We start from the raw sequence: 23,926 nt of genomic DNA on the forward strand, positions 1-23,926 counted from the left end.
TCTGCCTAATTAAAAGGCAGAAGTACTTTTTTGTTTTGTAATTCTTTTTGAATTTAGAAGCCTAAACCTCCAGCTGAATTTGCGTAAGTCCAGCTAAGGTTTGTAGTATTTGCACCTACAGTTTGTGAACCGTCGTTTACTTGAGTAGCCCATCCTGCCGCTCTTGTTGTAAAGTCTGGGTTTAAGATGATTTTATCTTCATCGATATCATTATCTTCATCGGTATCATCACAGTTTTGTGCACAACCTACTTTTTCAACAAAAATACTGTTATCAAAACCTACTATTTGCCAGTTAGAAAAAGTAATTAACCCATCAAGGAAGTTTTGAGAAACACCATTGTTATCTAACTCTACATCTTTACCTGCAGGGAAACCTTTAGCAAAAACATTAGAAGTAGTTCCTCTTGCTTTACTTCTGTAATCGGCATACTCACCATTACTAGTGCTAGAGTTACCAATAATAGTAGCGTTAGTTAATGTAAATGAACCTTCGCTTCCGTTTGGAGTACTACCTTCAGGACCATCAATTTCGAAAGCGTGATCTGAGGCAGAACCTAAAACAACTACAGCATTATCTATAGTTCCAGAATATGCTTGATCAATATCGATAGCATCGTCACCTTGTGCCCACACTAATAAATTAGAAGCGTTTACAGTTCCACCAAAAAACTCAATGCCATCATCTACATTGGCGACAACTTCAACGTTGTTTATAACTGTACCTGAACCTACTCCTCCAAGTGTTAAACCATTAATTTCGTTTCCTTCACCTATTAAAGCTCCACCGTGACGGATAGAAACATACTCTAATCTACCTGAATCATCTGCAGCATCACTACCTCCATAAAGACCGAAAGTATCATCAGCAGGAATTCCTTCTATTTGTGCTTCAGCTAAATCTCCTTTTAAAGAACAAGGCGCATTTCCAAGAATGATTAAACCACCCCAAAGTCCTCTGTTATCTTGATTTAAATTAGTACCAGCAGTTTCTCCAGCATCAATATTATCACTTGTAGAAGTGAATATGATTGGAGCAGAAGCTGTACCAACAGCGTTTATTTTACCACCTCTAGCAACAATTAATGCAGAAGCTAAAGATCCTGTACCTGCTCTACCTTTAATTATTGTACCAGCCTCAATGGTTAAAGTAACACCATCTTGAACCACAACTCTTCTGTCTAATTCATATATGTTATCACTTGTCCAAGTTTCGTCTAAAGCAATACCACCAGCTTTTACAATTACAGGAGTCCCTGTTGGTGTGTTACCTCCTCCTTCATTAATAATTGTCACCTCCTCTATAATTATAGGAGTGTCATCATCTTTAAAACATCCCGTAAATACTAAGGTAGATGCTACTAAAAGAGTTAAAAATATTTTTTTCATTGTGTTTAAATTTTAGATGTATTTTTTTGTTTCCATTTACGCTGCAAAGAAATACACATTATGTAAACATGATGTTACTTAAGCATTAAAGAACAGTAATAAAAGGGTTATCTTAATGTTATGGGATTTCACAGTGTAATTTGCGTTGGAAACAATTTGTTAACATTAAAAACTATATAGTTTTAAAAAAGCATATATTATCTTCTAGAACATAATACATGTGATAAATCAACAATCGCTCTAGTCTACGATTAAATCAAAATCAAGAGTGACTAATAATTAGAAAAAAAGTTGTTGTGAGTAGTTCGAACCTCTAGTTAAGAGAGGATGATGTAGATGCCTGACTCTCTAAAGTATGAGACTGCTTGGTAGTTTCGGCCGAAGCTATATCTGTTTGGGGAAGCGTAAAAGCACCTAAAGCCAACTTAACCTCTGAAGGATTAATAGCATCTACTTTTACTTTAACTTCCTTAGACTCATATCCTGGGAAATTAAAAACTAAAACGTAATCTCCAGCTTCTAAATTTTCAAGAAGAAACATTCCCGAAAAATCTGAAGAAACACTAATAGAAGTTCCTTTAATGGAAACGTTTGCAAACGCCATGGGCGTATTATCGGCTTCTTTATCCAACACTTTACCAACAACCATACCCGTGTTTTGAGCAAAAGAGATTGCGGCAAATAAAAAGAAGAATAAAGTTATAATACGTTTCACTTTCAATATGAATTTTGTGTGGTACAAATAACCGACATTAATTAAACTACAATGTTACCTAATTGTTAATGGTATTTCATTTTTACGTTACCCTAATGTTAAGGAATTTGAGATTTCATTTTTATTTAAATTATTTATCTTGCCAAGGCTTTAAACAATGACTATGAACTGGGAACAATTACTATCCTTAAAGCGCTTTGGCGACACCAATAAAAGACTTAGAAAAGAACAGGACGAAACGCGTGTTGGTTTCGAAGTAGATTACGACCGTATCATTTTTTCTTCAGAATTTAGAAGCCTACAGGATAAAACCCAGGTTATACCACTTTCTCAAACCGATTTTGTACATACCAGACTTACCCATAGTTTAGAGGTGAGTGTTGTTGGGCGGTCTTTGGGACGTAAAGTTGGTCAAAAAATACTGGAAAAATATCCGCATTTAAAAGAAATACACGGCTACCAGATAAACGATTTTGGTGCTATTGTTGCTGCTGCTGCTTTGGCTCACGATATAGGCAATCCGCCATTTGGGCATTCTGGTGAAAAATCTATTGGAGAATTTTTTAAAACGGGTGAGGGTTTACACTACAAGAATCAATTAACCGATAAAGAATACCAAGACCTTTGCGATTTTGAAGGTAATGCTAACGGTTTTAAAATTATTACCCAAAAAAACCTAAGGTTAAGCTACGCAACACTGGGTGCTTTTATGAAATACCCTAAAGAATCTTTACCTAAGAAACCATCTTCCCATATTGCTGATAAAAAATATGGTTTTTTTCAATCTGAAAAAGCCTTGTTTACTAATGTGGCTAACGAACTGGGACTTCTGGAACGTAGCAAATCTAACATAAGCTATTCGCGACACCCATTGGCATATTTGGTCGAAGCGGCCGATGACATCTGTTACACCATAATAGATTTTGAGGACGGTATTAACCTCGGACTCATTGAAGAAGAATTTGCTTTAGAATATTTGTCGAAAATCATTAGAAATACGATCATCCCAGAAAACTATTATAATTTATCTAGTAAACAAGAACGAATAGGTTACTTAAGGGCTCTGGCTATAGGTACTTTAATCGATGAGGCTGTAGCCATTTTTATGGAACACGAAGAAGCCATTTTAAATGGCACATTCAACTATGCTTTATTGGATAAGAGCAAATACGAGGCACAGATTAATGATATTATTAAAATAAGTATTGAAAAGATTTATCATTCTGAAGAAGTTATAGACAAAGAAATTGCTGGCTACCAAATAATAAATAAACTTTTAGGTATTTATACAAAGGCCGTAAACAACAATTTTGATGGTACCGCATCTAACTACGATAAACTTGTTCTTAAACGACTTCCCAAAACCATAGACTTTTCAAGTGAAAACTTATACGACCGCCTCCTAGCGGTTTGCCATTATGTTTCGTTACTATCGGACAGCAAAGCTATTTTGAATTTTAAGACTATTGAGGGGGTTACTTTTTAAAAGTTTCAATATTACCTTAAAAAGTAGTGTTTTATATTCTGGTTGCTAAAACAAATTTTTGTTGGTTGTTCTAGAACTATGTGTATTGTTTATAATTTAGTTCGCAGTAATTACTGCCTCTGGTGGTGCTTCAAGGTAACCTAACGCAACTAAAAACTCATCCATTTTATGTACAGTATCAACGAATAATGCATTAGATTTTCTTCCGTAATTAAAAAACCCATGTCCCTCGCCATTATACGCAACCATTGTACAAGTGTTGCCAAACTTATGCATTTGCTGAGTGAATAATTCTACCGATACAAAAGGCACGGTTTTATCGTTTGTTCCATGAAAAATAATGGTTGGAGACAATGCGCTTACCACGTGATGATAAGGAGACATATTCTCTGGTTTTGTTCCCATTCTTTTTTCTAAACGGGCCAGTCTTTCATTCGATGGCGTTTCAATACCATCTATTGGCGCAAGTACAAGAGCTGGATTAAAGAGGACTAAGGCGTTTGGTTTAGAACTGATTGATTTATCTTCATTTTCATCATCAAAATTAGGTAAAATAGCAGATGCCGCTGCTAAATGACCTCCTGCAGAACCACCTCCTGCAGCAATTCTGTTGCTATCAATACCCAAATCTCCGGCATGCTCGCGAACCCAGCGAATGGCCGATTTAGCATCCGAAACACAGTCTTTTACGAGAACACCATGCCTACTTTTAACACGATAGTCTGCAACAATCGCGACCATTCCCCTTGCCGACAAATATTCGCAATGTTTTACAAATTGAGTAGGGCTTCCTGCACTCCAACCGCCTCCAAAGAAAAATACAATGGCAGGTACAGTATGGGTTGATTTATGATTTTCTGGACTGAATACCCACAAACTTAATTCTGATCCATTAATAGTTTTATAAGTGACTTCATTTGCTCCATCTATATCTGGAGGATATCCTGCCTGTCCTTTCGCTTCAAAACTCAAACTTAAACAGCATATTAATGCTACTAACGCTATTTTTTTCATGTCTTATTTATATTAAAATAGTTTGCTGTGTTGTGTTTAAGATAAGCAAAAAAAACAAGTTCAGGTTCAAAGAACTTTGAAGACAGTTGTAAAATGTTAGCAGAAAGTTTTAATGAGTCAACTATACCTGTTAAAGACACTTTTCAAGCTTTCTACATCCAAGCCAATCAATTTTTGTAATTCATCAACTTTACCATGTTCAACAAAATTATCTGGAACGCCTAAAGTTTTGATTATTTTGTTGTAATCATGCTCTGAAGCAAACTCGAGAATAGCACTCCCAAAACCTCCTTTTACAGTACCATCTTCAACGGTAATAATGGTATGATATGTCTTGAATATATTATGAAGTAAAACCTCATCTAAGGGTTTTACAAACCGCATATCGTAATGAGAAACATTTAAATCTGCTATTATGGCTTCAGTAACATTTTTAGCGATAGCTCCAATACTTAAAACAGCAAGGTTTTCACCTTGTTGTAATTGGTCGCCTTTACCAATCTCTATGGTATTAAATGGTTGTTTCCAGTTTAAAGTCACTCCTTTTCCTCTTGGGTAACGAATGGCTATAGGGTGTTCTAATCCCAACTGCGCCGTATACATAATATTGCGTAACTCAATTTCGTTTCTCGGAGTAAAAATAATTAGGTTAGGGATGCATCTTAAATAAGCCAAATCGAAAACACCGTGATGTGTAGCCCCATCCTCACCAACCAAACCAGCTCTATCTAAACAAAAAACTACTGGCAAATTTTGTATGGCCACATCGTGTATTACTTGGTCGTAAGCACGCTGTAGAAACGTAGAGTAAATATTGCAAAACGGTATTAAACCTTGGGTGGCCATACCTGCTGATAAAGTTACTGCGTGTTGTTCTGCTATACCAACATCGAAAGCACGATCTGGCATTTCATCCATCATATATTTAAGGGAACTTCCAGTAGGCATTGCTGGTGTAATTCCAATAATTTTTTCATTTTGTTTGGCTAATTCTACGATGGTATGACCAAACACATCCTGATACTTTGGAGGCTGTTGTAAACCAGATTTCGGTAACAAATCGCCTGTAGAGGCATCAAATTTACCTGGTGCATGATATTTTACTTGGTCGTGTTCGGCTTGTTTTAACCCTTTGCCTTTTGTAGTAATGATGTGTAATAATTTAGGCCCTTTAACCGATTTTAATCGCTCTAATTCTGAAATAATTTTATTGATATCATGCCCATCAATGGGTCCAGAATAATCAAAGTTTAAAGCCTCTATAATATTATTACGCCTTTGCGTCCCTTTTTTAACGTTGGTTAAATATTGTTTTAAGGCGCCTACACTTGGATCAATTCCTATGGCATTATCATTTAACACTACCAATACGTTGGCATCGGTTACTCCTGCGTGATTCAAACCTTCAAAAGCCATACCGCTAGCAATAGAAGCATCGCCAATAACGGCAATGTGATGTTTGTATTCTCCTTTCAGTTTAGATGCAATAGCCATTCCTAATGCCGCTGAAATGGATGTAGATGAGTGTCCAACACCAAAAGCATCATACTCGCTTTCCTCTCGTTTTGGAAATCCGCTTATACCGCCTAATTGCCTATTGGTATCAAAAATATCTTTTCTTCCTGTTAGGATTTTATGGCCATAGGCTTGATGCCCCACATCCCAAATCAATAAATCTTCTGGGGTATTAAATACATAATGCAATGCAATAGTGAGTTCTACAACCCCTAAACTGGCACCAAGATGTCCTTCTTTAGTTGCCACAATGTTGATGATAAACTCCCGTAACTCTTTGGCCAAAAGAGGCAACTGGTCCTCTTTCAAATTACGTAAATCTACAGGTGAGTTTATATGTTTTAACAATTGCACTTGCACGGCACAAAAGTACAAGAATTATTATTCTTCAACATTAAAAACGATTGGTAAGGTATAAGCTATTTTTATAGGTTTTCCCCTTTGCTTGGCAGGAATAAATTTTGGTAATAGCCCAAAGACTCTTTTCGCTTCTTTTTCAAGAGCTGGATGAGGAGCTCTTACTTGGATTTTAGAAATACGCCCAGTATTATCGATTTCAAAACGGACAACTATTTTTTGCTTGCCTTTTAAGCCCGAGCACACATCTGTTTTGAAATTTTCTGACACAAATTCTGTCATTCGCTTCTGAAAATAATCTCGCTTTTCTTTGATGGAAAAATCTACAGCTGTGCCTTTAAACTCTGGTGGATTCTCAACAGCTACAAAACCCATAATCACATCTCCTTTAATCTCATGTTCTGCTTCAGGACACCATGTCGGCACTACCATTTTGTTAATTAATGAGTCTGTGTTAGGTTCTGAATAGTCTATATCTCCAACTATAGGAATGGCTATCTCTCCATCAATTGGAATTTCCTCAATGTCATCTGCTTTTTTAGACTTTGGTCTTTGTTCTGGTATTGAATCCATTTGCTCGATTATGGGTAAACCCCCTAAAACATCAACAGTCTCTTTACTTAAAGAATCTATAACCTCTACACTATCAATTTTTTGGTGTTCGCCCCTTTTATTGGTGCAATTCATCAAACTGGTTCCCATAGTAATTAGTAATGCTAGTAAAAACAGTTTATGAAAGCTATGTTGTCTCTGCAAAACTTCTGATGGCACACGAATATTTATACTGTCTAATTGCGTTGGTTTAAAATGTCCGCAAATGCGCTTTCCCATATTCAGATTAACAAAATCCTGAATTTCATTGGTGTTCATTTTAGTAAAATCGATTACCGTTTTAGAACAAGCGTCGCAATAACGACCTTTTTCCTTAGGTGTCATGGTATTCCAATCTTCATGACAAGGTTCTGGAATTTTGATAGAAAAATATTTCATAATGGTAAGTGATTTGTAAATATTTTCATCAAACTCCTTGCCGAAATATTTAATATCATCTGAAATCGTAAATTTGCTCTTATGGAGAACATTTTTGATGATGCTTATTTCATGCGGAAGGCTTTACAAGAGGCTGAAATGGCTTTTGAAAAAGGCGAGATTCCTGTTGGTGCAGTCATTGTAATTGACGATAAAATTATTGCCCGCGGACATAACCTTACCGAAACTCTAAACGATGTTACTGCGCATGCTGAAATGCAAGCTATAACAGCAGCAGCAAACTTTCTAGGAGGAAAATATCTTAAAAATTGCACATTATACGTAACGCTAGAACCTTGCCAAATGTGTGCTGGAGCCTTGTACTGGAGTCAAATTTCTAGAGTAGTTTACGGTGCTAGGGATTTAGAACGCGGATGTATCAATATGAAAACCAAACTGCACCCAAAAACAAAAATTGAAGGAGGGGTCTTGGCCGATGAAGCCAGTGAAATATTAAAACGCTTTTTTATTATTAAGCGGAATTTGAATTAGTGCTTATTCTCTTTCTGAGACGCCTTCATTTTATCCAAATTCTCCTTAGTTAGCATATAGTCTTTTATGTCCTTATCTTTCCAACGGTAATAAGAAAAAAGGGGAAATACGACAAGAAATAATCCTGCTGTACCAAATCCAATAAGCTTTTGCGAGTATTCTAAATCCAATAAAAAACCCGTTAGAATTAGACCTATTGAAACTATTAAAAATATAAGAACGATATGCTTCATTTAATGTGTAACGTTTATTAATTGTCGGCGATAAGCAGTTAATAGTTTAGATTTAGATATATACCCATAGTATTTGCCCTTTTTAATAACGGGTAAATTCCAAGCACCACTGGTTTTGAATTTTTTCATAATGTCGCTCATGGAGTCTTCATCATAATTAATGATTCCTGCATCGGCGTGCATTAAACTTTCGGCGGTCACTTTATCATAAAGATCGGTATTAAACATCATATGCCTTATATCGTCAAGTCTAATCACCCCTAAAAATTCATGATTCTCGCTTACGACAGGAAAATGGTTTCTAGAAGATTTTGCTACAGCATTTTTAAGAATCTTACCAAGGCTCATATCTGGTGTTAGTATAACGAAATTGGTTTCTATAACCTTATCGATTTCAAGCATCATCAATACATTTTGATCCTTGTTATGAGTAATAAGCTCTCCTCGTTTTGCCAATTTGAATGTATAAATTGAATGCGATACGTAGTATTTTGTAATGGCAAATGAAATCGCAGATACTAACATTAGTGGTACAAATAACTCATAGCCTCCTGTAATTTCTGCTATAAGGAAAATAGCAGTTAAAGGGGCATGTAATACTCCTGCCATTAACCCTGTCATACCAATAAGGGTGAAGTTAGACTCTGATACATTAACATCTAAGCCCAAATTATTAATAATCTTAGCAAAGGCATTTCCCAAGGCGCTGCCCATAACCAGTGTTGGAATAAAAACACCACCAACACCACCAGCTCCAAAGGTAGTGGTCATAGCAATGGCTTTAAACAGTGTAATTCCAATAAGAAGGGCGATAACAATCCAAATATTCTCTAAATCAAAATTAAAAGGGGTATTGCCTATAGCTGCGATATGATCACCTTTTAAAAGGTTGTTCATAATACCATAACCTTCACCATAGAGTGGAGGAATAACGTATAACATTGTACCTATTGCCAGACCTCCAATGACTAGGCGTTTCGCTCTACTTTCGAACGACTTGAAAAAGTCTGTTATACTAAAAAAAACTTTTGAAAAATAAACCGACATAAGCCCAGTTACCAAACCTAAAAGCACATAAAACAGAATATCGTTAATCTCGAATTTGTCTATCAATTCAAAACGAAGCAATACGTCTGTTCCAAGAAAAAAATAAGAAGTAACAACTGCAGAAACTGAAGCCAAAAGTAAAGGCACTAAAGAAGCAAAAGCGATATCTAAGCTAAAAATTTCTATAGCAAATACAATGGCGGCAATTGGCGCCTTAAACATCGATGCCATAGCACCTGCAGAGGCACAACCAATAAGTAGCATTCGTGTTTTTGTGTTCATATGGAATAGCCTGGCGGTATTAGACCCCAATGCTGAACCAATACTTACCGCAGGCCCTTGCAACCCCACAGAACCACCAAAACCAGCAGTTAACGGTGCCGTAATCAATCCCGCATAGATATTGTATCTAGGTATGATTCCATTAAGCTTGGATATGGCATGTAATGTCGTGGATATACCATGGCCAATATGCTTTTTTAGCCAAGTTTGCTTTATAATATAGACCAGTAAAAGACCAATAATAGGAAGTATAAAATAAAGGGTGCTTTGGTAATCTTTAAAGATATATAGATTAAAAAAATACCTAATGTAGTAGGTGAGGTTTTTTAGTACCACTGTCCCCATACCTGCCAAAAAACCAACAAGAATACTAAGCATGTAAACGAATTGTCGCTCTGAAATATGCTTGTATTTCCAGATTAGAAATTTTCTTAAAAGACTCTTGACGCTTAAAGGCATTTTTAAAATTAATAAAAAATCCCGCACAAAGCAGGATTTTTATAGGTTATGATTTTAAGTTTAGTTTTAAACTTAGTTCTTCAAGTTGTTCATCATCTATAGGTGCTGGTGCATCTATCATTACATCGCGTCCAGAATTATTCTTAGGGAAAGCGATAAAATCCCTTATGGTTTCTTGTCCGCCTAAAATGGCCACCAATCTATCCAGTCCAAATGCTAATCCACCATGTGGTGGCGCGCCGTATTGGAAGGCATCCATTAAGAATCCGAACTGCGCTTTAGCTTCTTCTTCAGAAAACCCTAAATAATCAAACATTAATGCCTGCGTTTCTTTATCATGAATTCTAATAGAACCTCCTCCAATTTCGTTACCGTTTAATACTAAATCGTAGGCATTAGCTTTAACAGCGCCTGGATCTGTCTTTAATAGTTCAATCTGTCCAGGTTTCGGTGAAGTAAATGGATGGTGCATGGCATGGTAACGTTCTGTTTCCTCGTCCCATTCCAATAATGGGAAATCCATGACCCAAAGTGGAGCGAACTCGTCCGGCTTACGTAAACCTAGACGCTCGGCCAATTCCATTCTTAAAGCACTCAGTTGTGTACGTACTTTATTGGTATCTCCAGAAAGTACACAAATTAAATCGCCAGCCTTAGCTCCAGTAACCTCAGCCCACTTGGCTAAATCGTCTTGGTCGTAAAATTTATCTACAGACGATTTAAATGAACCATCGTCATTACAACGACAGTAAACCATTCCTAGAGCACCAACTTGCGGACGTTTCACCCAATCTATTAATTTATCTATTTCCTTTCTAGTATAACTGTTTCCACCTGGTACGGCAATACCAACTACCAATTCGGCTTTATTAAATACGTTGAAACCTTTATGTTGAGCTACTGCATTCAACTCCCCGAATTCCATTCCAAAACGAATATCTGGCTTGTCGTTGCCATATAAGCGCATGGCGTCGTCATACTGAATTCTCGGGAACTTATCTATTTCAACTCCATTAATTTCTTTTAACAAGTGACGTGTTAACCCTTCGAAAGCATTCAATATATCCTCTTGCTCAATAAACGCCATTTCACAGTCTATCTGTGTAAACTCTGGCTGCCTATCGGCACGTAAATCTTCATCTCTAAAACATTTTACAATCTGGAAATACTTATCCATACCGCCTACCATAAGCAATTGCTTAAAGGTTTGTGGCGATTGTGGTAAGGCGTAAAACTCACCTTCGTTCATTCTAGATGGCACTACGAAATCACGAGCACCTTCTGGTGTAGATTTGATTAAATATGGTGTTTCAACCTCAACAAAACCATCTTTTGATAGGTAGTTTCTAACTTCTTGAGTTACTTTATGCCTAAAGATTAAACTATCTCTAACCGGATTACGACGAATATCTAAGTAACGATATTTCATACGTAATTCTTCTCCACCATCAGTTTCATCTTCAATTGTAAAAGGAGGGACTATGGCTTCATTTAAAACATTAAGTTCAGAAACCAAAATTTCAATATCCCCCGTTTGGATATTTGGGTTTTTAGAAGCACGCTCTACAACTGTTCCCCTAGCCTGAACTACAAATTCTCTTCCAAGGCTTTGGGCCTTTTCTATAATTTCTTTTGAAGTACGCTCTTCATCAAAAACCAATTGAGTAATGCCGTATCTGTCTCGCAAATCTACCCAAACAATAAACCCTTTATCGCGAGATTTTTGCACCCAACCGGCTAGGGTAACCTCTTCATTTATATTTGCAGCCCTTAACTCGCCACAATTATGACTTCTATACATGCTTATGATTTTGAGGTGCAAATTTAATGAAGTTTGTTGACTCTACATCAAAATTCCAAACTCAAAATTCCAAATCCCAAAAACTGAATAAAACTAATATAAATGGCTCGCCAAGTCGTTAAGAGACAAATCTTAAATCTCAAGTTCTAAATCGAAAAAACTGTTGACTGCATTATACTTTCTGCCAACTGAAACCTACTCAATAAATTCTGTTTCCAAAAAATAGTTTACAATGGCTTCTTTCATCAATATACTTTGCTCACCAGCTTTTAAGTGGGGAAGTGCTTCTAGCATTTTATAATGAGGCCAACCCTCTGAATCCACAAAGTCTAATTCATAATAACCATATGGCACAAGTAACTTGCAAATTGCTATGTGCATAAGATCCAATTTTTGATCCTTTTTAAATGCTCTATCAAGCTGCCCAAGTTCCTGTACACCAATTAAATAAATGATGGCATCTAAATCCAATTCATCACCATCTGCAAACTGATTGGATAATTTTTCAACCACCTGCTCCCATCTCGCCTTTAATTGTTCGTCTCTGGACATACTAATTTTTAAGTTGCAAAGTTAATAAACTAGGAACTTTTTAAAGAGTTGATCTATATTTGTTTAAATTCAAATTTTATGGGTGTTATCGATATTGTTTTGGGAGCTTTAATCCTTTTCGGATTAATTCGTGGATTAATGAAAGGGCTTTTTGTTGAAGTCGCCTCTCTAGTTGCCCTAATCGCTGGTGTTTATGGCGCCATTCATTTTAGTAATTATGCCGCCGATTTTTTAGTTGAAAAAGTTGAATGGGACCAAAAATATATAAATATCGTTGCCTTTGCAGTAACCTTTATTGTTATTGTACTTGCCATTGCACTTGCTGGTAAAGCACTAACTAAAATTGCCGATTTTGCTGCCTTAGGCTTTATTAATAAAATTTTAGGGGGCGTATTTGGGGCAGCAAAAATAGCTATGATTTTAAGTATTGTTTTAATTATTTTCGATAAGTTTAATAAAACGATCCCTTTTGCAGATGAAGCAGACCTAGAAGCCTCTGTACTTTATCGCCCTGTTAAATCTCTTGTCCCTACTATCTTTCCCTATATATTAGAATTTGAAAATAAAGAACCTTTAGATTCTGAAGAAGAAAACAAAACAACCTAAGCCTCTTTAATAACTCAGTTTTAAATATTTACAAATGCTATTACATTAACCTGATCCCTTCCGGAGGTTTCAAAAAATTGGTTCATGTATCCTAATTCTAATCTCAACGACTTGGAAACGGTATAGCCTAAGCCACCATAAACACGATTTCGGTCAAAAATTGAAGATTTAGTATTAAGAAATATTTCATTGTAAGCCGATATATAAAACTTACTGTCTTCTTGCGCTTTGGTTTTAAAAGGAACTTTTATTGCCAAAAAATACCTGAACCTCATTTTAAAAACGTCCTCTATAAAACGCTGCTCAAAACGGTATCTATGTGTTAAACCAATACTTCCTACGTTTTGCTTAGATATAAACTGCTGGAAAATTCTGTGTTCATTTACAGATACTTTAGTATCCAAATTATCGAGATAATTTTCCGAAAGAATATAGCCATACCCCAACAGGACATTACTCTTACCTTCATTAAAAGTGTAACCTAAACCTGTTCTTAATAATAATTGTTCTAAATCACCAATGGCATCGTAATTTCTGTATTGAACTTCGTGGTGCAAATCCCATTTATTATTCAATTTCTTATTACCAATATATATCAACCAATTCCCCAAGTCGCTATCTTGACTAAAGCCCATTGACGAGAAACATAACAAAATCGCTAGAACTATATTTCGGGTATATAAAAACACGTCTATTTTTCTAATAATGATAATTAAACGCTTTCTTTAAGCAGGGTATTTTTCCTTGATTTCTTTTTTAAAAAACTTAATGTAGCTTGTTGGGTTTTCCTCTTCACCTCTTTGAGAAACCAATTTAACTTTAATATTTCTCTCCCTGGCTTTTAGACCGAAATCTTCAAGAATTTCGATGATATCATTATCTAGATATTTTGTGTTTTTAACATCTAATTCTAAAAAGGAATTTGGTGGAATATTATCCAACTCTTTTAAAATAGCACCCTTATTGAAGAACGTTACCTCTTCTGCTAAAGTCATTTTTATTTTTCCGTCATCAACATCTTCTCCTTCTTTATGTAAGAAATGAGAATTTTGGTAACTCTTTATCATAATAATTAAAATACCAACAACTAGCCCAAGACCTATTCCCCATAATAAATCGATAAAGACAATACCTAATATGGTTACTATAAAAGGCACCCATTGTTTCCAACCTAATCTAAACATAGTCTTAAATGTAGAGGGTTTTGCCAGTTTAAAACCAACAATAAAAAGTACAGCTGCCAAGACAGATAATGGAATCATGTTTAATAGTTTTGGAATCACTATTACTGTAATGAGTAAGAAGAAACCATGAATAATGGCAGACATTTTAGACACACCTCCAGATTGAATATTGGCAGAACTTCTAACAATTACTTGTGTGATAGGTAATCCGCCTATAAACCCGGATATCATATTCCCAGTACCTTGGGCAAAAAGCTCTCTATTGGTTGGTGTTACATTTTTATGTGGATCTAACTTATCTGTAGCTTCAACACAAAGTAACGTTTCAAGAGATGCCACTAAAGCAATTGTAAAACCAGTTAGCCAAACTTCACCATTAGCGATGGCACTAAAATTCGGAAAACTAAACTGACCCAAAAACATATCAAAGTTTTCTGGAACAGGAACATTTACAAGGTGATTATCTTCTAGGTTTAGGGAACTATCTTGTGTAATGATGTAATAAACAATACCCAAAACAACAGCAACCAAAGGCCCTTGCACTAATTGAAATATCCTACCTTTCTTAGAAAGTACATTAGACCACAATATCAATATACCCATAGCAACTATGGCAATTACTGTTGCGCCAACACTAAAATTTCCACTTATTAAAGCATTAATTGCATTTAAAAGCTCTGTTAAGGTGTTTTTTCCATCAACTTGTAAAAAAGCAAAATCCCCTTGTGGGTTTTTATCCATACCAAAGAAATAAGGAATTTCTTTTAGTATGATTATTATACCTATACCTGTTAACATGCCCTTGATGACAGATGAAGGAAAGAAATATCCAATAATACCCAAACGTAAAACACCAAACAATAACTGAATAGCGCCACCAATAACAACAGCCACCAAAAAGTTCTCATAACCTAGCGATGAAATTGCAGCCAAAACAATAGCTGCTAAACCTGCAGCAGGACCACTTACACCAATTTTAGACCCACTAATTGCACCAACTACGATTCCTCCAATAATACCGGCTATTAAACCTGAAAAAAGTGGTGCGCCACTTGCCAAAGCAATACCCAAACAAAGTGGTAGAGCTACAAAAAATACGACAATACTTGCCGGTAAATCATTTCTTAACGTCTTAAACATAAAATAAAAATTAGTGCCCTTAGGGCGTTGAATATTAATTAGAGGAGCTTTTAAACTCAAAAAAAGATATTAGAATAAGGCGATGTATTCTGGAGGTGGCGAAACGAGATTTAAATGCGGTTTCGAATATTTTTTATGAATGTACCCTAGTTCGTCCGTAGGGTTTACAGCAGCTATATAAATAGAAGCAAAATGAGGATTGAAAACAATCTTTTCTACATCTTTATTTTTTTCATTACCCTTTTCTTCTTCTTCGGCTGAGGTATAGAAAATAGAAATATCGACAGAATCATCAACCAATACAATGATTGTTGGCCCTGCTATAAAAGCCAAAAAAACGATTGAAAATAAAACTGAAATAAATTGTCTTGACACTTAATTTTGATGCTTATCAAAACAAATATATGTTTTTAATTGATATGTAAGCGTTAAAATTCTTTCAGCAGTTTGATGTCATCAGAAATTATCCAACCTGTTTTACCATCAGATAGTTTGATTTTTTTCCAATCATCATAGGCATCAATAACCTGAACTTTAGTGCCTTCATGCAATCGAAAAGCTTCATCACTTCTAAGGTTAGGATTACTCATAACCTTAGATTCTTGTACAAAAACAATTGCAGGATTGTCTTTTTTGTCTAAATTATATTTATGAAAAGCAAAGGCTAAGGCGACACATACAAGAAAAAGCGACACTAGGCTACTTACAAAGGTAAAACGCTTCACTAAGGTTGAATACGCAAAGTAGTATACTAAAAACAAGATTACAAAACAAAACACTAAGGCTACTGTGAGCTTAGCCCAACTGTCAAACGAAAGGGTGTTGGTAGTGTTCTTAACAATTTTGGAAAGCCCAACTTCTGGTATTACATCAATAGCATCTATAGTCATATTTTTAGCAAATGCTATGTTGTTCTCAATATCTGTATCGTCTGGATTTAACAATATCGCCTTTTCGTAATAATAAATACTTGGGGCAATATGATTTAACTTATAATGGGCGTTCGCCAGATTATAATACAGTCCAGCAGAGTGGTTGCCCGTTTCTAAAATAGCGGTATATTTATCAATAGCTTCAGCATATTTACCTTCATTGTACAAGGTGTTGCCTTCCTCAAATAAATTTTGATTTTGAGCAAAAAGCATCGTACTAAACAAAAACGAAACTATGTAAATAAACTTCTTCATTTATCGTGCTTGTTTGTCTATTAATGAAATGGTTTTTGCCGCTTTATCATAGTCCTCTTGCATGGTTACATTATCAATAGGTGTGTATCTGGCTAATTCACAACTTTCAATGATAGCTACAAAATCATTTATAACAACTTCTTCAACTTGTTTTCCTTTGAGCAAATCTATAATTTTACCCTTACTCATATCGCTGGTTTCAATATGCAGTTTTGCCTTTAGATAATTGTGTAATGCTTTTTCTAAGGCGATATAAAAGTCCACTTTATTTCCTGAAGATTTCTTGGCGTTGCTCAAATATTTTCTAGCTAATTTATCTGCCTTTCTAATGCGGTTTCCATAAACATCGGCATCTCTATTTGCTTTTTTCTTTCTCACAAAAACCGCTAAAGGAATTACTAAAAACGGTGCTAATAATAATCCCCAAAATAATTTTGTTTTGAAGAAATACGATGTATTGGTCGAAGTGAAATTTGTCTTTGTTTTAATAAAAGAAAATTGGTCGCTATTAAGTACTACGGCTTGTTTGTTTGTAGTAAGTGCAGTGTTGTTTGAATTCGAGGTGCTGGAAGACGACGGGCCATTTAACACGTTAATTACAATTTCATCAGAGGATAATCTCTTATAGCTTTCTGTTTTTAAATCGAAGTATGAAAATGAAATGCTAGGAATAGGATATTTTCCTTTGTACTGAGGCACCACGGTATAACTATCTGAAATAGTCCCTTGCATACCTCCTAAATTCGTCTTTACACGTTCTGTATGTTCTGGCTCATAAACTTCTAAAGAACTAGGTAATGATACTTTAGGAAGTTTAAAAAGTTTTAAATTTCCTTTACCATTAACACTTACTTTAACCTGAAGTGATTCTGTGGCATCTAATTCTTTTTTTGAGGCTACAACGTCTAAATCGAACACACCTACAGCTCCTGTAAAATCAATAGGTTTTCCTGCTTCTGGCAATGCTTTTACGTTTATTGTTTTGCTGCCTGCAGATATTGTTCTGTTAACACCAGTCATAATACGACTCCCAAAAATATCACGCCTGTTTGTTGGCACTCTTAAAGACACATCTAGTGTTAACGGTTCTATTTTAAGTTTTCCTGTTTTTTGTGGATACAAGACTGTTTTCCTTAGAATTAAAAGTCGGTAATCCTCACCTTTATAAGTAACGTTTTCCACTTTTTGACCTTGAACATCTATATTTTGACTCCAGAAATCGTTATATCTTGGGCTATCTAGTTCGTTATAATTTGTAACACCAATTTTTGGAGATATGTATAGTTTGTAAACCAGGGTGAGTGCCTCGTTTAAATACGGATTGGTTTTAGACACTTCAGCAACCAAATGAATACTCTCAGAAGCAACATAGTTTGGATCGTTAGGGTCTTTTGGGATTTCAACTGCTGCAGTTACTTCAACCTTAACCGGAGTTGTTTTATAAATCTCACCTTTAATCTCTATGGTAGCTTGAGAAATTGTGAATGTCCCTCTTTTTTTTGGCGCCAAAAAGTAGGTATACGTTTTCTTGTAGGTTCTTACACCATTTATCCAAGAATTACTAACCGATTGATTTGGGCCACCCACAACGGTAAAATTTTTAAAATCTGGAGATGTAAAATTATCGCCATCCTCGTTCATTTCAAAAACTACCCTTAAACGTTCATTAACTCCGAGTTTATTCTTACTCACTTTGGCTTCGAACTTTACTTGAGCCAAAGCAAAACCGGAAACTAACAACAGTACAATTAACGATATGTGTTTTCTAAACTTCATAACTATGAGTTACGATTTACAGAGTTACGATTTACGAGACTTTATAATCTACAATCGTAATTCATTATTCGTAATTCGTTTTACCAATCTTTATCAGTTTTTACTTTAATACCTTTTTGCTTTTCGGCATTCATTTTTTCTTGAACCTTTTGTTCTTGGTTATTCATAGCCTCTAACAAATTCTTGATTTGTTGAGGAGACATTTTTCCCTGTTGTGGTTTTGGAGGGCTTTTTTCTTTACCATCTTTTTGGTCTTCTGGCTTACCCTTATCGTCTTTCTCGTCATTAGGCTTGCCATCTTTATCTTCATCTTTATCACCTTCCTTGTCTTTCTCTTCGCCTTTGTCTTCGTTTTCCTTATCGTTTTTATTATCGCCTTCCTTATCGTCGTTCTCCTTGTTTTTGTCGTCCTTGTCTTCTTGGTTTTCGTTGTCCTTCTCCTGTTCGTTATTTTTATCGTCTTGGTTCTGATCTTTATTTTCCTGCTCGTCTTTTGCACAGTCTTTTGCAAGAGCTAGGTTATACCGTGTTTCATCATCGGTTGGATCATTTCTTAGTGCACTTTTGAACGCCTCTACGGCTTCGCGACACTTTTTATTCTGCATTAAAATATTACCTATATTGTGGAATGCTTTATGTTTTTCGGCTTTTGTTTTTGCATTGGTAGCCGCTTTTTGATGCCTATATAATGCTTCTTCAAAATTACCTTCTTGGTAATAGGCATTTCCTAAATTATACTGCGCTTCAACAGAATTGTTGTTTTCAGAAAGGGCTTTTCTATAGGCCATTTCACTAGAAATAAAATCGTCTTCTATCAATTTATTTCCTTGATAAACATAATTATTAGCCTTCTTTAAAGCCAATAGTTGTTCTTTATCTTTTTTGTCTTGCGCAAAAGAGACCGATACACATAAGGTTAATAATAGGAGTAATAAACGTTTCATTTTCTTTCTACATTCTAATATATAAAACCCTGTTTTTTTAGTTCGTTAAAGAACTTATAAATTCTCATTAAATAAATTCAGCTTTTTTAACCAGGCTGTTTTACGTTCCAACAAAAATATATCTAACAACAAAAAGAATATCCCAAAGCCCAAAAACCATTGAAACTGATCTTTAAAGTCGGCAAATTGTTTGGCCTCGAATTCGGTTTTATTCATTTTGCTAAGAATATCCTTGATTTCCTCTACTACATCTTTGGTACTCTTACCATTAATGTAAGCGCCATTAGCTTCTTCTGCAATGGCTTTTAGGGTTTCTTCATCTAAGCGGGTAATTACGGTTTCACCTTCCTGATCTTTTTTGTAATTTAAAACAACACCGTTTCGCTTTATTGGAATTGGTCCACCTTTAACATCGCCAACACCAATAGTGAATATTCTAACCCCCTCTTCACTGGCCTGTTCTGCGACTAAAGCAGCTTCTTCACTGTGGTCTTCGCCATCTGAGATTATAATAAGCACCCTATTGGTTTGCTCATCATCATTGAAATACGTCGTTGCTAACTTTATGGCTTCGCTGATTGCAGTGCCTTGAGAAGACAACATGTTTGTATTCATACCCTGTAAAAACATTTTTGCCGATGCATAATCGGTTGTTATGGGTAACTGCGGAAAAGCTCTTCCCGCATAGGCGATTATGCCTATGCGATCACTTGCCAAATTATTGATGATTTGTGTAACAAGCTGTTTAGACTTCTCAATACGGTTTGGCGCAATATCTTCAGCAAGCATACTTTTAGAAACATCTACTGCGAAAACAATATCTACGCCTTCTCGTTTTACGGTTTCTAATTTGGTTCCATTTTTAGGGTTTACCAGTGCAATTACCAAACAAGTAAATGCGAGGCACAATAATATCATTTTAAAAACCGATTTGAACAATGACTTATCAGGGCTTAATCTGTTCATCATTTTTTTGTCGGCAAATTTATTTTGCGCATTTCGCTTCCAGAGTTGAAGTAATAGAAATAGAATTACAATAACCGGTACGATTAGCAATCCCCAAAACCATATTTTTTCTTCTAATAAATCAAACATAATGCTCTATACAAAACTTCTAAAAACCGTAGATTTTAGTACTAATTCCAGTAATAAAAGTATTCCAGCTAAAAGCACGAGTGCTCTGTACTTTTCTTCGTAATTGTAAAATTTGAATTCCTCTACTTCTGTTTTTTCTAATTTGTTTATCTCTTCGTAAATCTCGGCTAATTTCTTGTTGTTGGTTGCTCTAAAATACTTACCACCTGTGGCCTTCGCTATTTCCTTTAACAGCTCTTCATCAATTTCAACTTGAATACGTCCGTATTGAAAGTTACCATTAGGTAATATACCTACTGGCGATAGTGCCATACCATTGGTTCCAAGACCTATAGTATAGGTTTTAATACCATATTCTACAGCAAGTTCACTGGCTGTTAGTGGATCAATAAAACCTGCATTGTTTACACCATCGGTTAACAGGATAATTACCTTGCTTTTTGCCTTGCTGTCTTTAAGCCGGTTTACAGAAGTCGCTAAACCCATTCCTATGGCTGTGCCTCCTTCTATAATGTTGTTATACCTAATACTTTTTAATGATCTTAGAACAATAGATTTATCGCTTGTTATTGGTGTTTTTGTATAACTCTCGCCTGCATATTCCACCAAACCAATTCTATCGTTAGGCCTCCCTTTAATAAATTCTGCTGCCACTTTTTTTAGGGCTTCTAATCTATTTGGTGATAGGTCTTTGGCCAACATACTTGCCGAAACATCTATCGCCATAACAATATCTATACCCCTTGTAGTCTTGGTTTTAGACGATACATCTACCGTTTGTGGCCTTGCCAAAGCGGTGATTAAGAGGGCCAATGCCAATAATCTCAACACAAATAAGAAGTGCCTTAATTTAGGCAACCATGAATTGGTGACTTTAAACCCTTTTAAACTCGATATTTTGAGTTCGGCTGTTTGTTTTCTATGCTTAAATACATACCATACTATGGCAAGTGGGATTACCAACAGCGCCCAAAACCATTGTTTATTTAAAAACTCAATTCCCTCCAACATTAGCTTCTTCTTTTTTAAGTTCAATTGAATTTAAAATGCGGTCTATCATTTGATCGGCATAAACATCATTATCTGGATAAGTAATGATTACCTGCTGCATAACATTTTCTGCAGCAAATTGCAATAACACGTATTTACCTTTTATTTCATTTTGGGTAAGTGGATTTTTAACCTTGAGTGTGCCATAGGTCTTCAACCCCTCAGCTCCATTGGGTGTTTCAAACTTATCCCTTAGCACTACGACATCTTTTGCACCTTGAGCTTCCATTTGTTTTATACTGCCTTCGGAAGCTTGATCTAAGTTTATTTTATTCTCTCCCATGTCTGGAAACCTCGTGGTGTTTACCATAACACTGAACGCGTCCAGCAATGTACCATACATAAACGTCGTCATTTTCACTTTGCCTTTTAGCTGGTCTGGTACTGGAAGCTCAAAACGTTTTAAAACCTTTGGTGTTGCTATGTGCAGTGGTGGAAATCCGTAAGAACTATACACCCATTCATCTTCTAGTAATTCTTTACTATCGTGACCAATAATGGTGTCCTTAACATAGTCGAAACCATATTTAATAGAGAATCCAGCCACGGTTACCATTAATAGAAAAACACTAACAGCAATTGTAATAATTACTTTTTTACGCTTCTTTTTACGTTCTAGTTCATTCCTATAGGCTTCGTCCAGAAGCTTTTCCTCTTCAGAAGGTTCGGGCAGTACTTCTTTAACATGATCAATTTCAGAGCCTATTGTTTTTCTATCTAACTCTGCTAAAGCAATATCAGGAGCAGATTTTGCGAACTTCACCAAATCAGCTCGCTTTAAAATACTTTCAATGTTTTTAATAGTGTCTTTACTAAGGTCGATTTGATTGCCGTCTTTTAACAGTCTAAGTTTAGAAATGAGTTCATCGGTTGTACTTTCCAAAGAGTGATCATAAACCTTTTCATCAAGGTACTTCCTAATGATTAAGGTTAATTCTGAGTAATACGCTTTTATCTCTTCGTATTCCAAATAATGACTTTCATCTAATTTCTGTAAAGCCAATTTAGCTCTATCATAGGGTGGCAAAAGCGCAATTTGTTCATCTTCGGAAAGTGGTTTTTTACGCCAAATAAACCACCATAACACAGCCGCTATAACGGTTAAGATAATTAGAGTAATTAACACATATTTCCACCAGTTTCCTCCTTGTTTCTTTACCTCAATTATTGGTTTAATATCGAACAACCCTTGTTTTGTGGTATCAACTAGAATATTATTCACCTCAACCTTTAAGGAATCTGTTAGGAACACTTTATCTCCTACAACAATTTTTTGCCTCGGAATAGTGTAAGCTCCAGAATCGAATTGTGTTAAACCATATTTTTTAATCAGGTTGTATTTATCCTTCTTTTTTAGGGTATCAATATCATACGATTCAATCATTTCCAGAGGCGCAAATGTTTGTCCCTTTGGAAACACCACTAGATTGGTTGTATCTGTTTCAACTTGGATTTTGTATGTTATCTGCTCACCAATTTTAATGGAAGTTGAATCTATTGATGAAGTGACTTGAGCTGATAAGGCATTAGAAAAAAGGCATAAGGTTATTGTTAGGCTTGCCAACAAACACTTATTCTTAAACATAATTCTATGAAACTTATCCCTTGTCACTTTTAACTTTTAGCTTTTAACTTAAATTATCCTCTTCGTTTAAAATAGCCCAACAGCTTTTTTACATAGCTTTCGTCTACTCTACAATCTATAGTTCCAGCGCCAGACCTTTTAAAACTTTCCTTATAGTAATTCACTTTTTCACTGTAAAACTTACCATAGTTGAGCCTCACTTTTTTAGATGATGTATTTACCAACATCAACTCACCAGTTTCTTCATCTAACATTTGCACCATTCCTAAATTGGGTATGTCTTCCTCTCGTTTATCGTAAACTCTAATACCCGTAACATCATGCTTTCCTGAAACTATTTTCATGGTATGCTCATAGTCGTCTGCGATGAAATCTGACATCACGAAAACAATAGCTTTCTTTTTCATCACGTTCGATAAGAACTTCAAAGCCTCTGCGATATTAGTTTGTTTACTTTCTGGTTCGAACTCTATAAGTTCACGAATAATTCTAAGTACGTGAGAGCGCCCTTTTTTTGGCGGAATGTAAAGTTCTATTTGATCTGAAAATAAAATGAGTCCAATCTTATCATTGTTCTGGGTGGCTGAAAATGCCAATGTTGCAGCAATTTCGGTAATGACTTCATTTTTAAATTGCTGTTCTGTACCAAAAAGCTCCGAGCCCGAAACATCAACCATAAGCATCATGGTTAATTCGCGTTCTTCTTCAAATACTTTTACATAGGGCTCATTGGTACGCGCCGTAACATTCCAATCTATATTTCTTACATCATCGCCAAACTGATACTGGCGTACCTCACTAAAAGTCATACCGCGCCCCTTGAAGGTAGAATGATATTCACCTCCAAAGATATGATTGGACAACCTACGTGTCTTGATCTCAATTTTCCGTACTTTTTTTAGTAATTCCTTAGTATCCATTTATTCAGTTCGCAGTATTCAGTCTTCAGTAAACAGTCAGCAGTAATTACAAATCAAGAATTCAGTAAG

22 protein-coding genes are annotated in these 23,926 nt (G+C 35.6%); 3 read left to right on the forward strand and 19 right to left on the reverse strand.

Translation table 11 applies throughout. The annotated features are described in order from the left end of the window. Positions 1–53 precede the first annotated feature (53 nt). Both M0214_RS05175 and M0214_RS05180 read right to left on the reverse strand, forming a co-directional pair. Positions 54–1,388, reverse strand: coding sequence for a hypothetical protein (locus M0214_RS05175; RefSeq protein WP_248724406.1), 1,335 nt, complete (start codon positions 1,386–1,388; stop codon positions 54–56). A 313-nt stretch (positions 1,389–1,701) separates the two neighbouring features. Next, entirely contained in the window at positions 1,702–2,103 is a 402-nt protein-coding gene (locus M0214_RS05180; RefSeq protein WP_248724407.1) for a carboxypeptidase-like regulatory domain-containing protein, read from the reverse strand. Between the two features lie 163 nt (positions 2,104–2,266). On the opposite strand from M0214_RS05180, the gene dgt reads away from it, so the two are divergent. Then, the gene (gene dgt, locus M0214_RS05185) at positions 2,267–3,589 is read left to right on the forward strand and encodes a dGTP triphosphohydrolase (protein WP_248724408.1); all 1,323 of its coding nucleotides are present in this window, start codon (positions 2,267–2,269) and stop codon (positions 3,587–3,589) included. Positions 3,590–3,685: 96 nt separating this feature from the next. Here dgt and M0214_RS05190 read toward each other — a convergent pair whose 3' ends face one another. From M0214_RS05190 to M0214_RS05200, 3 genes are all read right to left on the reverse strand, one after another. Beyond that, complete coding sequence (locus M0214_RS05190; protein WP_248724409.1) at positions 3,686–4,603, reverse strand: alpha/beta hydrolase; 918 nt, start codon at positions 4,601–4,603, stop codon at positions 3,686–3,688. Between the two features lie 117 nt (positions 4,604–4,720). After that, complete coding sequence (gene dxs, locus M0214_RS05195; RefSeq protein WP_248724410.1) at positions 4,721–6,478, reverse strand: 1-deoxy-D-xylulose-5-phosphate synthase; 1,758 nt, start codon at positions 6,476–6,478, stop codon at positions 4,721–4,723. 21 nt (positions 6,479–6,499) lie between these two features. Beyond that, positions 6,500–7,465 carry an energy transducer TonB gene (locus tag M0214_RS05200; RefSeq protein WP_248724411.1) on the reverse strand — a complete coding sequence of 322 codons (966 nt, stop codon included), beginning with the start codon at positions 7,463–7,465 and terminating at the stop codon, positions 6,500–6,502. 81 nt (positions 7,466–7,546) lie between these two features. On the opposite strand from M0214_RS05200, the gene M0214_RS05205 reads away from it, so the two are divergent. Next, positions 7,547–7,996 (forward strand): nucleoside deaminase, encoded by a 450-nt coding sequence (locus M0214_RS05205; RefSeq protein WP_248724412.1) that lies wholly within the window; start codon positions 7,547–7,549, stop codon positions 7,994–7,996. Here the strand turns inward: M0214_RS05205 and M0214_RS05210 are convergent. The 4 genes from M0214_RS05210 to M0214_RS05225 all read right to left on the reverse strand — a co-directional run bounded on the left by M0214_RS05210 (position 7,993) and on the right by M0214_RS05225 (position 12,370). Continuing rightward, positions 7,993–8,229, reverse strand: a complete 237-nt coding sequence (locus M0214_RS05210; protein WP_248724413.1) for a hypothetical protein — start codon at positions 8,227–8,229, stop codon at positions 7,993–7,995. The genes M0214_RS05205 and M0214_RS05210 overlap by 4 nt on opposite strands. Continuing rightward, the gene (locus M0214_RS05215) at positions 8,230–10,017 is read right to left on the reverse strand and encodes a chloride channel protein (protein WP_248724414.1); all 1,788 of its coding nucleotides are present in this window, start codon (positions 10,015–10,017) and stop codon (positions 8,230–8,232) included. It abuts the gene before it with no gap. Between the two features lie 46 nt (positions 10,018–10,063). Then, a complete protein-coding gene (gene aspS, locus M0214_RS05220; RefSeq protein ID WP_248724415.1) occupies positions 10,064–11,818 on the reverse strand; it encodes an aspartate--tRNA ligase in 1,755 nt (584 codons plus the stop codon). Between the two features lie 195 nt (positions 11,819–12,013). Further along, on the reverse strand, positions 12,014–12,370 hold the full coding sequence (locus M0214_RS05225; RefSeq protein ID WP_248724416.1) for a hypothetical protein: 357 nt from the start codon (positions 12,368–12,370) through the stop codon (positions 12,014–12,016). A 78-nt stretch (positions 12,371–12,448) separates the two neighbouring features. Here M0214_RS05225 and M0214_RS05230 point away from each other — a divergent pair, with 78 nt between their 5' ends. Next, a complete protein-coding gene (locus M0214_RS05230; protein WP_248724417.1) occupies positions 12,449–12,976 on the forward strand; it encodes a CvpA family protein in 528 nt (175 codons plus the stop codon). A gap of 20 nt (positions 12,977–12,996) precedes the next feature. On the opposite strand, the gene M0214_RS05235 is transcribed toward M0214_RS05230, so the two are convergent. The 10 genes from M0214_RS05235 to M0214_RS05280 all read right to left on the reverse strand — a co-directional run bounded on the left by M0214_RS05235 (position 12,997) and on the right by M0214_RS05280 (position 23,857). Next, the gene (locus M0214_RS05235; RefSeq protein ID WP_248724418.1) at positions 12,997–13,611 is read right to left on the reverse strand and encodes a DUF2490 domain-containing protein; all 615 of its coding nucleotides are present in this window, start codon (positions 13,609–13,611) and stop codon (positions 12,997–12,999) included. 90 nt (positions 13,612–13,701) lie between these two features. After that, positions 13,702–15,300 (reverse strand): SulP family inorganic anion transporter, encoded by a 1,599-nt coding sequence (locus M0214_RS05240; RefSeq protein WP_248724419.1) that lies wholly within the window; start codon positions 15,298–15,300, stop codon positions 13,702–13,704. 69 nt (positions 15,301–15,369) lie between these two features. After that, positions 15,370–15,633 carry a hypothetical protein gene (locus M0214_RS05245; RefSeq protein WP_248724420.1) on the reverse strand — a complete coding sequence of 88 codons (264 nt, stop codon included), beginning with the start codon at positions 15,631–15,633 and terminating at the stop codon, positions 15,370–15,372. Positions 15,634–15,728: 95 nt separating this feature from the next. Beyond that, positions 15,729–16,487, reverse strand: a complete 759-nt coding sequence (locus M0214_RS05250; RefSeq protein ID WP_248724421.1) for a tetratricopeptide repeat protein — start codon at positions 16,485–16,487, stop codon at positions 15,729–15,731. Beyond that, a complete protein-coding gene (locus M0214_RS05255; RefSeq protein WP_248724422.1) occupies positions 16,488–18,263 on the reverse strand; it encodes a BatD family protein in 1,776 nt (591 codons plus the stop codon). 80 nt (positions 18,264–18,343) lie between these two features. Further along, positions 18,344–19,207, reverse strand: coding sequence for a tetratricopeptide repeat protein (locus M0214_RS05260; RefSeq protein WP_248724423.1), 864 nt, complete (start codon positions 19,205–19,207; stop codon positions 18,344–18,346). A gap of 54 nt (positions 19,208–19,261) precedes the next feature. After that, the gene (locus tag M0214_RS05265; protein WP_248724424.1) at positions 19,262–20,302 is read right to left on the reverse strand and encodes a VWA domain-containing protein; all 1,041 of its coding nucleotides are present in this window, start codon (positions 20,300–20,302) and stop codon (positions 19,262–19,264) included. A 6-nt stretch (positions 20,303–20,308) separates the two neighbouring features. Beyond that, on the reverse strand, positions 20,309–21,313 hold the full coding sequence (locus M0214_RS05270; RefSeq protein ID WP_248724425.1) for a VWA domain-containing protein: 1,005 nt from the start codon (positions 21,311–21,313) through the stop codon (positions 20,309–20,311). Beyond that, positions 21,297–22,964, reverse strand: a complete 1,668-nt coding sequence (locus M0214_RS05275; RefSeq protein ID WP_248724426.1) for a BatD family protein — start codon at positions 22,962–22,964, stop codon at positions 21,297–21,299. The genes M0214_RS05270 and M0214_RS05275 overlap by 17 nt, the downstream gene beginning before the upstream one ends. Before the next feature lie 26 nt (positions 22,965–22,990). Beyond that, positions 22,991–23,857 carry a DUF58 domain-containing protein gene (locus tag M0214_RS05280; RefSeq protein ID WP_248724427.1) on the reverse strand — a complete coding sequence of 289 codons (867 nt, stop codon included), beginning with the start codon at positions 23,855–23,857 and terminating at the stop codon, positions 22,991–22,993. Positions 23,858–23,926: the final 69 nt, after the last annotated feature.

It is taken from the genome of Seonamhaeicola sp. ML3 (assembly GCF_023273855.1).
In the GTDB taxonomy this organism is placed as follows: Bacteria; Bacteroidota; Bacteroidia; order Flavobacteriales; family Flavobacteriaceae; genus Seonamhaeicola.

Coding starts and splice junctions, on each gene's coding strand:
- M0214_RS05175 (WP_248724406.1), bottom strand. CDS start 1,388: ATGAAAAAAATATTTTTAACTCTTTTAGTAGCATCTACCTTAGTATTT.
- dgt (WP_248724408.1), top strand. CDS start 2,267: ATGAACTGGGAACAATTACTATCCTTAAAGCGCTTTGGCGACACCAAT.
- M0214_RS05190 (WP_248724409.1), bottom strand. CDS start 4,603: ATGAAAAAAATAGCGTTAGTAGCATTAATATGCTGTTTAAGTTTGAGT.
- M0214_RS05200 (WP_248724411.1), bottom strand. CDS start 7,465: ATGAAATATTTTTCTATCAAAATTCCAGAACCTTGTCATGAAGATTGG.
- M0214_RS05205 (WP_248724412.1), top strand. CDS start 7,547: ATGGAGAACATTTTTGATGATGCTTATTTCATGCGGAAGGCTTTACAA.
- M0214_RS05210 (WP_248724413.1), bottom strand. CDS start 8,229: ATGAAGCATATCGTTCTTATATTTTTAATAGTTTCAATAGGTCTAATT.
- M0214_RS05215 (WP_248724414.1), bottom strand. CDS start 10,017: ATGCCTTTAAGCGTCAAGAGTCTTTTAAGAAAATTTCTAATCTGGAAA.
- aspS (WP_248724415.1), bottom strand. CDS start 11,818: ATGTATAGAAGTCATAATTGTGGCGAGTTAAGGGCTGCAAATATAAAT.
- M0214_RS05225 (WP_248724416.1), bottom strand. CDS start 12,370: ATGTCCAGAGACGAACAATTAAAGGCGAGATGGGAGCAGGTGGTTGAA.
- M0214_RS05230 (WP_248724417.1), top strand. CDS start 12,449: ATGGGTGTTATCGATATTGTTTTGGGAGCTTTAATCCTTTTCGGATTA.
- M0214_RS05235 (WP_248724418.1), bottom strand. CDS start 13,611: ATGGGCTTTAGTCAAGATAGCGACTTGGGGAATTGGTTGATATATATT.
- M0214_RS05240 (WP_248724419.1), bottom strand. CDS start 15,300: ATGTTTAAGACGTTAAGAAATGATTTACCGGCAAGTATTGTCGTATTT.
- M0214_RS05250 (WP_248724421.1), bottom strand. CDS start 16,487: ATGAAGAAGTTTATTTACATAGTTTCGTTTTTGTTTAGTACGATGCTT.
- M0214_RS05255 (WP_248724422.1), bottom strand. CDS start 18,263: ATGAAGTTTAGAAAACACATATCGTTAATTGTACTGTTGTTAGTTTCC.
- M0214_RS05260 (WP_248724423.1), bottom strand. CDS start 19,207: ATGAAACGTTTATTACTCCTATTATTAACCTTATGTGTATCGGTCTCT.
- M0214_RS05265 (WP_248724424.1), bottom strand. CDS start 20,302: ATGTTTGATTTATTAGAAGAAAAAATATGGTTTTGGGGATTGCTAATC.
- M0214_RS05270 (WP_248724425.1), bottom strand. CDS start 21,313: ATGTTGGAGGGAATTGAGTTTTTAAATAAACAATGGTTTTGGGCGCTG.
- M0214_RS05280 (WP_248724427.1), bottom strand. CDS start 23,857: ATGGATACTAAGGAATTACTAAAAAAAGTACGGAAAATTGAGATCAAG.